A 12,431-nucleotide genomic window follows, 5' to 3' on the forward strand; every position below is an offset into this window, starting at 1 on the left:
TTGGTTGGTTTCCGCAGTGACACGACGATTCTCCTCTGATGGGAGTCGTCTTTTACAGGAATATTTACTGGAAAGTTTTTGGCATACCAAATGCCAGAATGTCAAGCTGGCTATTTTTTGCGGCGTTCTGAGCGGTGGTTCGACTTGACAAGTTGGCTTCTGGCATACCAAATGCCATCGCCAGCCATTTTTGATCCAAGCTGGCGGAGTAATCAAGGCCTTTCGCCGCTCCGTTCCGCCAGATGGAACAGAGCGCGGCGATGGCAAGTGTCACGGCAGCCGCATCACGCGCGCTTTGCAAAGCAAGAACTGAAGGTCAAGGGAGAAGCTATATGTCCAATTCCAAAGACGTCGTCCGCAAGGTCCTTGACCAGGTCAAGGCGGACAACCGCACCAGCCTGACCGCCCCCGAAGGTAAGGTGGTCTGCGACGCCTACGGCATCCCGGTGCCGAAGGAGGGCGTGGCGAAGTCGGCGGGCGAGGCCGGCAAGATGGCTTCCGCGATGGGATTCCCGGTTGTGATGAAGATCGTCTCGCCGGACATTCTCCACAAGACCGAGGCCGGCGGCGTCATCGTCGGCGTCAAGACGGCGCAGGACGCCGAAAAGGCTTATGAGACCATTCTCGGCAACGCCAAGAAGTACAAGGCCGATGCCAAGATCGAGGGCATCCAGGTGCAGCAGATGCTGGCCGGCGGCACCGAAGTCATCGTCGGCTCGATCACAGACGGCTCGTTCGGCAAGCTGGTCGCCTTCGGCCTCGGCGGCGTGCTGGTCGAAGTGCTGAAGGACATCACCTTCCGCCTCGCACCCGCGACGAAGGAGGACGCGCTCTCCATGCTCGACGGCATCCAGGCGCATGAGATTCTGAAGGGCGTGCGTGGCGGCGAGCCGGTGAACCGCACGGCGCTCGCCGACGTCATCGTCAAGGTCTCGCAGCTCGTCACCGACTTCCCTGAGATCGTCGAGCTCGACCTCAACCCTGTCTTCGCCACCGCAAAGGATGCGATTGCCGCCGACGTGCGCATCGTTGTCGACTTCGCCTACAAGCCGAAGCCCAAGCCGCGCCCGACCGAAGAGATCGTTGCGGCCATGAGCCGCATCATGCAGCCGAAGGCGGTTGCAGTGGTCGGCGCCTCCGCGGAGGACGGCAAGATCGGCAATTCCGTGATGAAGAACCTCATCAACGGTGGCTACAAGGGCGAGATCTATCCGATCCACCCCAAGGCGGCCGAGATTCTCGGCTACAAGGCCTACAAGAGCGTCAAGGACGTTCCGGGCGTCATCGACACCGCCGTATTCGCGATCCCCGCGAAGTTCGTGGCTGCGGCGCTCACCGAATGCGGTGAGAAGAAGATCCCCGGCGCGGTGCTGATCCCGTCGGGCTTTGCTGAAGCCGGTGCGCCGGAGCTGCAGGCCGAGATCGTCGAGGTCGGCAAGAAGTACGACATCCGCCTGATGGGACCGAACATCTACGGCTTCTATTATACGCCGGCCAATCTCTGCGCGACCTTCTGCACGGCTTACGACGTCAAGGGCCACGCGGCGCTGTCGTCGCAGTCGGGCGGCATCGGCATGGCCATCATCGGCTTCTCGCGCTCGGCGAAAATGGGCGTGTCGGCCATCGTCGGCCTCGGCAACAAGTCCGACATCGACGAGGACGATCTGCTCGCCTTCTTCGAGCAAGATCCGAACACCAACCTGATCGCGCAGCACTGCGAGGACCTCAAGGACGGCCGCGCCTTTGCGGAAGCCGCCAAGCGCGTCTCCAAGAAGAAGCCGGTCGTCGTGCTCAAGGCCGGCCGCACCTCGGCCGGCGCCAAGGCGGCCTCGTCACACACCGGCGCGCTCGCCGGCAACGACAAGATCTACGAGGATGTGCTGGCGCAGTCGGGCGTGATTCGCGCCCGCAGCCTGCGGCAGCTGCTCGAATTCGCCCGTGGCGTGCCGGTGCTGCCGACGCCGAAGGGTGAGAACGTGCTGATCATCACCGGTGCGGGCGGTTCGGGCGTGCTGCTGTCGGACTCCTGCGTCGACAACGGCCTGTCGCTGATGTCGATGCCGCCGGATCTCGACGCGGCCTTCCGCAAGTTCATCCCGCCGTTTGGTGCAGCCGGAAATCCTGTGGATATCACCGGTGGCGAGCCCCCGATCACCTACGTCAACACGGTGAAGCTCGGCCTCTCGGACGAGCGCATCCACTCGCTGATCCTCGGCTACTGGCACACCATCGTCACGCCGCCGATGGTGTTCGCTCGCAACATGGTCGAGGTGAAGAAGGAGATGGAGGCCAAGGGCTTCGTCAAGCCGATCGTGGCCTCGCTCGCCGGCGACGTCGAAGTCGAGGAGGCCGCCGAGTATCTCTACCAGAACGGCATCCCGGCCTACGCCTATTCGACCGAGCTTCCGGTCGAGGTGCTCGGTGCCAAGTACAAGTGGGCCCGCGGCGCGGGTCTGCTCTAAGAGTGTGTGTTCGCCTCTCCCCGCTTGCGGGGAGAGGCCGAATTCGATCGCAGATCGAATTCGGGTGAGGGGCAGCTTCCGCAAGTCCGACTGTAATAGTTCTGCCGGAGGCTCTCCCTCACCCTGACCCTCATAGAGCGAGCGAAGCTCGTCTCGGCCCCGCAAGCGGGGAGAGGGAATAGGAACGAATGCAGGTCGCGATGGGCAAGAACGTGATCAGGCGCAAATCGCTCGAACCACGATCGGCATCGGAGGCCGACCGCGACGGCGGCGTGCAGTCGGTCGACCGCGCGCTGTCGATCCTCGAGACGCTGGCCGAGGACGACGAAGGCTATCGCCTCAGCGACCTCGCCGTCCGCACTGGCCTCTCAGCCTCGACCGTGCACCGCCTGCTGGCGACGCTGGAAAGCCGCCGCTTCGTGCAGTTCGACCGTGCCGAATCCAAATGGCATGTTGGCGTGCGCAGCTTTACCGTGGGCGCGAGCTTTGCGCGGCGGCGCAATTTTACCGCACAGGCGATTCCCTATTTGCGCAAGCTGCGCGATCTCACCCGCGAGACGGCCAATCTCGCGGTCGTCGACGACGAGTTCATTATTGTGCTGACCCGCATGGAGAGCCGCGAGATCATGCGCTCGCTGACCAAGGTCGGCGGCCGCGTCGCGATGGTGACCTCAGGCGTCGGCAAGGCCGTGCTTGCGACCTATTCCGACGAGGATGTCGGCGCCGTCATCCGCCATCACGGCATGCCCAGGTTGACGGAAAAATCCATCGTGCGGCCGGGCGACCTGTTCAGGGAGCTGGCGGAGGTCCGCAAGCAGGGCTTTGCGATCGACGACGAGGAGGCGCAGATGGGCCTGCGCTGCGTGGCCGCGGTGGTCTACAACGCGCTCGCCGAGCCGCTTGCCGCGATTTCCGTATCCGGCATGACCAGCCGCATCACAGATGAGCGATTGCCGGAGGTCGGCCGCATTGTGCGGGAGGTGGCCGCGGAACTCACGGCCGCGCTCGGCGGTGTGACGCCGGCAGTGAAACAGGATTGAGCCAGAAGACGGAACTCGTGCAGATCTGCAAGATCGGGAACGGTGGGCGGTATGGCGCCTAAGGTCTAAGCAGGCGTGCCGCTATATTTGAGCTTGCCCGCTTTGGCGTAGAGCGTAACCATCGTTGGGTCGTAACGCCACGCGAGGGTTCTGATGACCAAGCTCACCCGTTTTGCCGTCGCGCCACTCCACGCAATCACGCGCCGTCTTGCCGATGTCGCCTCGGCACGCGTTGCGCCCGACCTCGTCATATCAGGCGCGCGGGTGCTCTCGACCTATTCAGAGCGGATCCATCCGGGACGGGAAGTCTGGATCACGGGCGGCCGCATCGCCGCGGTGAAGCCGGCTGGCGCGGCGAAAAAGGCGTGGCGCGACGCGCCTGTGTACGACGCCGCCGGCGGCATCGTCGCGCCGGGACTGGTCGATCCGCACATCCACATCGAATCCTCGATGGTGACGGCCTGCGCCTATGCCGAGGCCGCGCTGCTCAATGGCACCACCACGATCTTCTGCGACAGCCACGAGATCGGCAATGTCATGGACGTCGCCGGTGTCGAGGCGATGTTGGAGGATGCGCGCGAGGCGCCGCTCTCGATCTTCTTGACTGTGCCGAGCACGGTACCGGCGACCTCGGCCGAGCTGGAGACGGCCGGCGGCGATCTCACGCCCGACAAGATCGCCGGCCTGTTCGACCGCTGGCCCGAAGCCGTCGCGCTCGGCGAGAAGATGGACTTCGTGCCTGTCACGATGGGCGACGAGCGCAGCCATGCGATCCTCGCCGCGGCCTTGAAGCGGGGGCGGCCGGTCTCCGGTCATGTCTATGGTCGCGAATTCGTCGCAGCCTATGCGGCGAGCGGCGTCACCGATACCCATGAAGCGATCGACCGCGACATCGCCGACGATCTGCTCGATGCCGGGGTCTGGATCTTCCTGCGTGGCGGGCCGCCGACCACGCCCTGGCATTCGCTGCCGCAGGCGATCCGGACGATCACCGAGCTCGGTGCGTCGCACAAGCGCACCGCGGTGTGCACTGATGATCGCGATGCCGACGATCTGCTGTTGTTCGGCCTCGACTGGGTGGTGCGCGAAGCCGTGAAGGCGGGCATGTCGCCGGAGCAGGCCTGGTCGATGGGCTCGCTGCATGGCGCCACGCGCTTCGGCATGGAAGGCGATATCGGCGGTCTCGGCGGCGGCCGCCGCGCCGATCTCGTGCTGATGGACGATCAGCTCAAGCCGCAATGCACCTGGTATGGCGGCGAGCTCGTGGTCGAGCACGGCAAGATCACGCCGCTTCTCGATCAGGCATTGTCACAGCGCTACCAATATCCCAAGGCGGCTTACGTGACCGTGAAGCTGCCGGAGACGATGAAGCTGACACCGGAGTTGCCGGCGAAAGCCTGCACCGTCAACGCGATCAAGACCGCGCTGCCCGGCATCACGCTGATCCATGAGAAGGTCAGGATCGAGCCGGCAAAGGATTGGCCATCGTTGTTTGAGCGTTACGGCCTCTGCTTTGTCGCGGTGGTCGAGCGCCACGGCAAGTCGGCCGGCAACGTTGCCCATGGCCTGCTCAAGGATTTTGGCCTGAAGCGGGGCGCGGTCGCCTCCAGCGTCGGGCATGATAGCCACAACATCATCGTCGCCGGAACCAATGAGCCGGATATGCTGGTCGCGATCTCGGCGATCAAGGAGCAGCAGGGGGGCGTCTGCGTCGTCGCAGACGGCAAGGTGAGGGCGCTGGTCCCGCTGCCCATCGCAGGCCTGCTCTCCGACAAGCGCGTCACCGAGGTGGCCGAGGAGGTCAGGGCGCTGAAGAAGGAATGGGCCGAGGCCGGCTGCACCATCCCCTACATGGGTTTCAATTTGATTCCGCTATCGGTCATTCCGGAAATTCGCATCACCGACAAGGGCCTCGTGCTGGTCCCGCAGATGGAGCTGGCGCCGCTGTTCGAGTGAGGCGGCTTTCACGTTTTCCGCGATCTAACCGATTGAGACGACCACGGTTTTTCAACAGTTGCCGCATCGTGGAAAATAAAATCTGCTTCGTTGAGATCGGTCTCTGCGCACCCGATGATCTCGCTCGCTGATTTAACCAAGCGAGGTCCGATATGGCGAAGATGCGAGCTGTCGATGCAGCCGTGCGTATCCTGGAGAAGGAAGGCATCTCGACGGCCTTCGGTGTTCCCGGCGCGGCGATCAATCCGCTTTACTCGGCGCTGAAGAAGCGCGGCTCGATCCGTCACATCCTGGCGCGCCATGTCGAGGGTGCCTCGCACATGGCCGAGGGCTATACGCGGGCCAGGGCCGGCAATATCGGCGTCTGCATCGGCACCTCGGGGCCGGCCGGCACCGACATGATCACCGGGCTCTATTCGGCAATCGCCGATTCCATTCCGATCCTCTGCATCACCGGGCAGGCGCCGCGGGCGCGGCTTTACAAGGAGGATTTCCAGGCTGTCGACATCGAGTCGATTGCAAAGCCCGTGACCAAATGGGCGGTGACGGTGCGTGAGCCGGCGCTGGTGCCACGCGTGTTCAGCCAGGCCTTTCATGTGATGCGCTCGGGCCGGCCCGGACCGGTATTGATCGACATGCCGCTTGACGTGCAGCTCGCCGAGATCGAGTTCGACGACGAGACCTATGAGCCGCTGCCGGTCTACAAGCCAACCGCGACGCGCAAGCAGGTCGAGAAGGCGCTGGAGATGCTCAACGCCGCGGAGCGGCCGCTGATCGTCGCGGGCGGCGGCATCATCAATGCCGATGCTTCGGACCTGCTGGTCGAGTTCGCCGAGATCGCCAACGTGCCGGTCGTCCCGACGCTGATGGGATGGGGCGCGATCCCCGACGATCACGTCCTGATGGCCGGCATGGTTGGCCTGCAGACCAGCCACCGCTATGGCAACGCGACGCTGCTCGAATCCGACTTCGTGCTCGGCATCGGCAATCGCTGGGCTAACCGTCACACGGGCTCGGTCGAGACCTACACCAAGGGCCGCACCTTTGTGCATGTCGATATCGAACCGACCCAGATCGGGCGCGTGTTCAATCCCGATCTCGGCATCGTCTCGGACGCCAAGGCCGCGCTCGAGCTCTTCGTCTCCGTCGCCAGGGAGTGGCGCCGGTCAGGCAGGCTCCGCGAGCGCCAGGCGTGGCCCGCGGCCTGCCGCGACCGCAAGAAGACCATGTTGCGCAAGAGCCATTTCGACAACGTTCCGATCAAGCCGCAGCGTGTCTATGAGGAGATGAACAAGGCGTTCGGCCGCGACACCACCTACGTCACCGTGATTGGCTTGTCCCAGATCGCCGGCGCTCAGTTTCTCGGCGTCTACAAGCCGCGTAACTGGATCAATGCCGGGCAGGCGGGCCCGCTTGGCTGGACGCTGCCGGCGGCGCTGGGCGTGCGCGCCGCGTGCCCGGATCGTGACATCGTTGCGCTCTCCGGCGACTACGACTTCCAGTTCCTGATCGAGGAGCTCGCAGTCGGGGCGCAGTTCAATCTGCCCTACATCCACGTCGTCGTGAACAATTCCTATCTTGGCCTGATCCGTCAGGCCCAGCGCGGTTTCGATATGGACTATCACGTCCAGCTCTCATTCGAGAACATCAACGCGCCGGAGATCGGCGTCTACGGCGTCGACCATGTCGCGGTCGCCGAAGGCCTCGGCTGCAAGGCGATCCGCGTCACCGATCCGAAGGATACCCAGGCTGCATTCGCGACGGCGCGCGAATTGATGAAGAAGCACCGCGTGCCCGTGGTGGTCGAGTTTATCCTCGAGCGCGTCACCAACATCGCGATGGGCACGGAGATCGACAACATCGTCGAGTTCGAGGAGGTGCTGGACCTGCCGCTCGACGAGGTCGGAACCGCGCGGCCCGGCGTGTTGCAGCCGGCAGAATAGGGGACCACATCATGCCGAAATTCGCCGCCAATCTCACCATGCTCTTCAACGAGATGCCGTTCATCGACCGCTTCGCTGCGGCGAAGGCGGCGGGCTTTGCCGGGGTCGAATATCTCTTTCCCTATGATTTCGACAAGGCGCAGTTGCGGGAGCAGCTGGAGGCCCACGGCCTGAAGCAGGTGCTGCATAATCTGCCGGCCGGAAACTGGGCCGGCGGCGAGCGCGGCATCGCGATCCTGCCCGATCGCACAGACGAATTCCGCGACGGAGTGTTCCGCGCCATCGCCTATGCCAAGGCGCTCGATTGCGAGCAGCTCAATTGCCTCGTCGGCATCGCGCCTGTTGATGCCGATCCGCGGGAACTGCAGGAGACGCTGGTTGGAAACCTGCGCTTCGCGGCCTCGACGCTGGCGCGCGAGAACATCAAGCTGCTGGTCGAGCCGATCAACACGCTCGACATTCCCGGCTTCTTCCTCAACGGCACCGAGCAGGCGGTGCAACTGATCTCCGAGGTGCGCTCCAACAATCTGTTCGTCCAGTACGACATCTATCACATGCAGATCATGGAGGGCGATCTCGCCCGCACTATGCAGGAATATCTGCCGCAGATCGCGCACATCCAGCTCGCCGACAATCCCGGCCGCCACGAGCCGGGTACGGGTGAGATCAACTATCCGTTCCTGTTCCGCCATCTCGATGCGATCGGCTATCGCGGCTGGATCGGCTGCGAATACAAGCCGCGGACCACGACGCTGGAAGGCCTGTCCTGGCACGCCGCGCAGACTTTTGAGACCTGAGAAATCAGCCACGACGACGGCGCGCTCCCTCTCCCGCTTGCGGAGAGGGGTTGGGGAGAGGGTGTCTCCGCGACAGGATTCGGGAGATGCGGTGAAAATCCCTGGACGGATGAAGCCCTCACCCGGTGCTTCGCACCGACCTCTCCCGCAAGCGGGAGAGGCGCGCCGAGCGCGTGGATGAAACTTCGCCAACGCAAGTGAGAGAAAATCAGACATGATCGACATCGGCTTCATCGGACTTGGCACCATGGGACGGCCGATGGCCGGCCACCTTCTGGCTGCAGGCCATCGCGCTCTCCTTCATGACGTCGCGCCGGTCCCGCCGGAGCTGGTCGCGGCGGGCGGGGTCGCCTGCAAGTCGGCCAAGGAGGTCGCGGAGGAGGCGGACGCCGTCATCATCATGGTGCCGGATACGCCTCATGTGGAGGCCGTGCTGTTCGGAAAGGACGGCGTTGCGGGCGGTATCTCCAAAGGCAAGATCGTGATCGACATGAGCTCGATCTCGCCGTTGGCGACGAAAGAATTTGCGAAGAAGATCGAGGCGCTGGGCGCGGACTATCTCGATGCGCCGGTGTCGGGTGGCGAGGTCGGCGCCAAGGCGGCGAGCCTCACCATCATGGTCGGCGGTCCCGAGCGGGCCTTCAACACCATGAAGCCGATCTTCGACAGGATGGGCAAGAACATCACCCATGTCGGCGCCAATGGCGACGGTCAGACGACGAAAGTCGCCAACCAGATCATCGTCGCGCTGACGATCGAGGCGGTGAGCGAGGCGCTGTTGTTCGCTTCCAAAGCGGGTGCCGATCCAGCGCTGGTGCGCAAGGCGCTGATGGGCGGCTTTGCCTCGTCGCGGATCCTCGAAGTGCATGGCGAGCGCATGGTGAAGCGCAATTTCGATCCCGGTTTCCGCATCGAGCTGCACCAGAAGGATCTCAACCTCGCGCTCGAAGGTGCGCGTTCGCTCGGCCTGTCGCTGCCGAGTACGGCGGTGGCGCAGCAATTGTTCTCGTCCTGCACTGCGCATGGCGGCAAAGGCTGGGATCATTCGGCGATGGTGCGTGCGCTGGAACTGATGGCCGACCACGAGATCGCCGCGGCCTGAACTGTTACGCGGTAACAGTCCCCAGTGTTGATATGCGTTTCATCATGCGGAACCGGAACAATGCTCCCGCTCCGCGGTTGATGGCGCATAACAACACTGGAGAGTGTGGATATGAAGACTCGTCTTGTGATTTCGTTCGCTGCGGCGTCGCTGCTGGCGTCGAGCGCGGCCTTTGCCCAGTCGACAACCGAAGAGGGGGCGCGGAACGGCGCGCGTGCGGGCGGCGACATCGGTGGTCCTGTTGGCGCGATGGTCGGCGGCACGGTCGGTGCAGCCGTCGGCGCCGGACTGGAGATTCCGAACGCTATTCTGGGTGGGATCCCGCGCGATGATTCCGTCGTGATCCATGAGCGCGTCGTCGTCGGCGAGCCGCTGCCTCCGACAGTGGTGCTCCGGCCTGTACCGAACTACACTGAGTACCGCTATGCGGTCGTGAACGATCGTCGCGTGATCGTCGAGCCGCGCACGCGCCGCGTCGTGAAGATCATCGACTGATCGGCGCACGAAAGCGACCGGAAATAAATGGCCTCGCGGAGCGACTCTCTGCGGGGCCATTGTCGTCAGTGACGGAGTTCAGAGCGGCTCGCGCACGCCGAGGCCGTGCATGAAGCGCTCGCGGATCTGCACCGGATCCCGGCGCGTGGTGCCGACCCCGGGCTTGTCGTCGATGCGCAGCGCGATCAGGCTGGGCTCGTCCGCTGCCATGGCTTGGTCGACCAGCCGCTCGAAATCCTCCTCGTCCGCAGCCCAGGCGCTGTTGGAGAGTCCCGAGCCCAAGGCAATCGCGACCAGATCGGCGACGCCAGATGCCGGCGTCGGCTGAGCGCCGGTAATCTGGTAGATGCCGTTGTCCATCACGATCATGATGAGGTTCTTCGGCTTCAACGCCGCAATCGTCGAGAGTGCGCCGAGCTGCATCAGCAGCGAGCCGTCGCCCTCCAGCGCGAAGACGCGGCGGTCGGGCTGCGCCAGGGCGACGCCGAGCGCGATCGGGAAGGCCAGGCCCATGCTGCCGAGCATGTAAAAGTTCTGCGGGCGGTGGCCGGCGGCCCAGAGATCGAAATTGGTGTTGCCGATGCCGCCGATCACCGCTTCCTCGCGCTTGAGCCTGGCGATCAGGCGCGAGGTGACATCGAACCGGTTCATGACCTTGGTGTTACGGGCACTCATGGCGGGGCTCACTTGTCGAAGACCTTGCCGCCCGTGAGCAGCGGATTGAGGATCAGCGCCACCGGCGCCTGCGTCGTGACGGCCTGCTTGATCGAGCGGTCGGTGATGAATTCGAGTTCGTCGAGCCGGGTGATGGTGTGATGCTCGATCGCGAGCGAATCCAGCACCGGGCGCATGGTGCGGCAGACCAGCGACTGGCCATAGTTGAACTCGCCGAGCGTGCCGCGTTCGGAGACGAACATGATCAGCGGGATCTGATACGGCACCGCGAGCGAGGCGAGCGTGTTGGCGAGCGTTGCAAAGCCGGAAGTCTGCATCAGCACTGCGCCGCGTCGTCCGCCCATCCAGGCGCCCGAGACGATGCCGACAGCTTCTTCCTCGCGGGCGGTTGCAAAAGTCGTGAAGAAGGGATCTGCGTGCAAGCTCTTGATCAGCGGCGTGAGCACGCGGTCAGGCACGTAAGGGATGAGGCTGATCTCGTTCCGCTTCAGGGTTTGCAGTACGATGCTATGCCAGCTTCTGTCGCCCGACCCCGGTCCCGCCTGGGACGAGGTCTGCTGTTCCGCAATCGCCATCGCGTTCTCCCTTTGCCGCGCATGCTTCTTCTTTGTCCGTCGCGGCAGTCTGCCGAACTTGACGGAGCGGGCGGGATTGTCAACATGTCCCGGCCGGTGCCGTGATCTGCGCCAGACGGCCTGCCGTGGCCGGCACCGCCATGTCATAAGCGGGATAACGAGAAACGGGAGGGACGCTAGGTGTGGAGCGCGCATTGCGCTGACCTTGCGGGCCTCCGCGAGAGAGCCGGAAGGGTCCTGATGTCGGTCAACAGCAAGCGCGTCTTCTACGTCAAGTACCTGGCCAATCCGATCTATATCGATATCCTGAAGGCGCGGCCCGACGTCCGGCTCGACCGCATCGAGAACGAGAGTCCCGAGGATTTCTACGCGCCGATCCTGAGCGCAGCCCATGTCTACCAGATCGGCGCCGCCCGCGACGAGCTGGCACCGCATTTCCATGTCGATGCAGCCTTCCTGAAGTGCACGCCGAACCTGCTGCTGGTCTCCAGCAACGGCGCAGGCTTCGACCCCGTCGACGTCGAGGCCTGCACCGATGCGGGCGTGCTGGTCGTCAACCAGTCCGGCGGTAATGCCCATTCCGTCGCTGAGCACGCTCTCGCGATGATGCTGACGCTGTCCAAGCGCATCATCCAGTCTGACCGCCGCCTGCGCCGTGAGCCCAACGTCAACCGCAACGAGCTCGTCGGTAACGAGGTCGAGCACAAGACCGTCGGCATCGTTGGGCTCGGCAATGTCGGCCGCCGCATCGCCGCGCTGTGCAAGGGCCTGCTCGGCATGAAGGTGCTGGCCTACGATCCCTACCTCATAGCCGAGGTGATGGCCGAGCGGGGCGGCGAGAAGGTCGAGCTCGACGAGTTGCTGCGCCGTTCTGATTTCGTCTCGATCTCCTGCCCGCTCAACAAGGGCAGCCGCAACATGATCAGCGTGCGCGAGTTCGGCCTGATGCAGCCGCACGCCTACTTCATCACCACGGCGCGCGGCTTCATCCACGATGAGGACGCGTTGCTCCAGGCCTTGCGTGACAAGCGCATCGCCGGTGCGGGCCTCGATGTCTGGTCCAAGGAGCCGCCGCCGCCTGAGCATCCGCTGCTGCAATTCGACAACGTGCTGGCGAGCCCGCACACCGCCGGCGTCACGATCGAGGCGCGCCAGAACATGGGCCGCATCGCCGCTGAGCAGGTGCTGGAGACGCTCGACGGCAAACGGCCACCGCGCATCATCAATCCCGAGGTCTGGCCTGTTTATGCCGAGCGCTTCAAGCAGGCTTTTGGCGTCACGCCGGGGGAGGGGCGTGCGAAGCCCTGATCGCGCGCCGATCGCTGGTTACGAGGATGAAAACAGAAAGCGGCGGATTTTACCGATGACGTGAGTGAACGCGTATCA

11 protein-coding genes are annotated in these 12,431 nt (G+C 64.0%); 8 read left to right on the plus strand and 3 right to left on the minus strand.

Annotated elements, in window-relative coordinates; genetic code table 11:
• Positions 1–64: 64 nt before the first annotated feature.
• Entirely contained in the window at positions 65–274 is a 210-nt protein-coding gene (locus tag JQ587_RS23500; RefSeq protein WP_212300466.1) for a hypothetical protein, read from the minus strand.
• Between the two features lie 58 nt (positions 275–332).
• Between JQ587_RS23500 and JQ587_RS23505 the strand changes: the two genes are divergently transcribed.
• From JQ587_RS23505 to JQ587_RS23535, 7 genes are all read left to right on the plus strand, one after another.
• Positions 333–2,462, plus strand: coding sequence for an acetate--CoA ligase family protein (locus JQ587_RS23505; protein ID WP_212426859.1), 2,130 nt, complete (start codon positions 333–335; stop codon positions 2,460–2,462).
• A gap of 200 nt (positions 2,463–2,662) precedes the next feature.
• A complete protein-coding gene (locus JQ587_RS23510; RefSeq protein WP_212300718.1) occupies positions 2,663–3,502 on the plus strand; it encodes an IclR family transcriptional regulator in 840 nt (279 codons plus the stop codon).
• A gap of 153 nt (positions 3,503–3,655) precedes the next feature.
• The gene (locus tag JQ587_RS23515; protein ID WP_212426860.1) at positions 3,656–5,458 is read left to right on the plus strand and encodes an adenine deaminase; all 1,803 of its coding nucleotides are present in this window, start codon (positions 3,656–3,658) and stop codon (positions 5,456–5,458) included.
• Between the two features lie 152 nt (positions 5,459–5,610).
• Entirely contained in the window at positions 5,611–7,401 is a 1,791-nt protein-coding gene (gcl, locus tag JQ587_RS23520) for a glyoxylate carboligase (protein WP_212300469.1), read from the plus strand.
• 11 nt (positions 7,402–7,412) lie between these two features.
• Positions 7,413–8,198 (plus strand): hydroxypyruvate isomerase, encoded by a 786-nt coding sequence (gene hyi / locus JQ587_RS23525; RefSeq protein WP_212300470.1) that lies wholly within the window; start codon positions 7,413–7,415, stop codon positions 8,196–8,198.
• A 214-nt stretch (positions 8,199–8,412) separates the two neighbouring features.
• Positions 8,413–9,300: a 2-hydroxy-3-oxopropionate reductase gene (locus JQ587_RS23530; RefSeq protein WP_212300471.1), complete on the plus strand. Its 888-nt coding sequence runs from the start codon at positions 8,413–8,415 to the stop codon at positions 9,298–9,300.
• A gap of 111 nt (positions 9,301–9,411) precedes the next feature.
• Positions 9,412–9,795 (plus strand): DUF1236 domain-containing protein, encoded by a 384-nt coding sequence (locus tag JQ587_RS23535; protein ID WP_212300472.1) that lies wholly within the window; start codon positions 9,412–9,414, stop codon positions 9,793–9,795.
• A gap of 78 nt (positions 9,796–9,873) precedes the next feature.
• Here JQ587_RS23535 and JQ587_RS23540 read toward each other — a convergent pair whose 3' ends face one another.
• Both JQ587_RS23540 and JQ587_RS23545 read right to left on the minus strand, forming a co-directional pair.
• Positions 9,874–10,470 (minus strand): thiamine pyrophosphate-dependent enzyme, encoded by a 597-nt coding sequence (locus tag JQ587_RS23540; RefSeq protein WP_212300473.1) that lies wholly within the window; start codon positions 10,468–10,470, stop codon positions 9,874–9,876.
• An 8-nt stretch (positions 10,471–10,478) separates the two neighbouring features.
• Entirely contained in the window at positions 10,479–11,045 is a 567-nt protein-coding gene (locus tag JQ587_RS23545) for a thiamine pyrophosphate-binding protein (RefSeq protein ID WP_212300474.1), read from the minus strand.
• 240 nt (positions 11,046–11,285) lie between these two features.
• On the opposite strand from JQ587_RS23545, the gene JQ587_RS23550 reads away from it, so the two are divergent.
• Positions 11,286–12,353: a hydroxyacid dehydrogenase gene (locus JQ587_RS23550; protein ID WP_212300475.1), complete on the plus strand. Its 1,068-nt coding sequence runs from the start codon at positions 11,286–11,288 to the stop codon at positions 12,351–12,353.
• The last annotated feature ends 78 nt before the right edge of the window (positions 12,354–12,431 follow it).

This window comes from Bradyrhizobium manausense (assembly GCF_018130615.1).
Classification (GTDB): Bacteria; Pseudomonadota; Alphaproteobacteria; order Rhizobiales; family Xanthobacteraceae; genus Bradyrhizobium; species Bradyrhizobium manausense_A.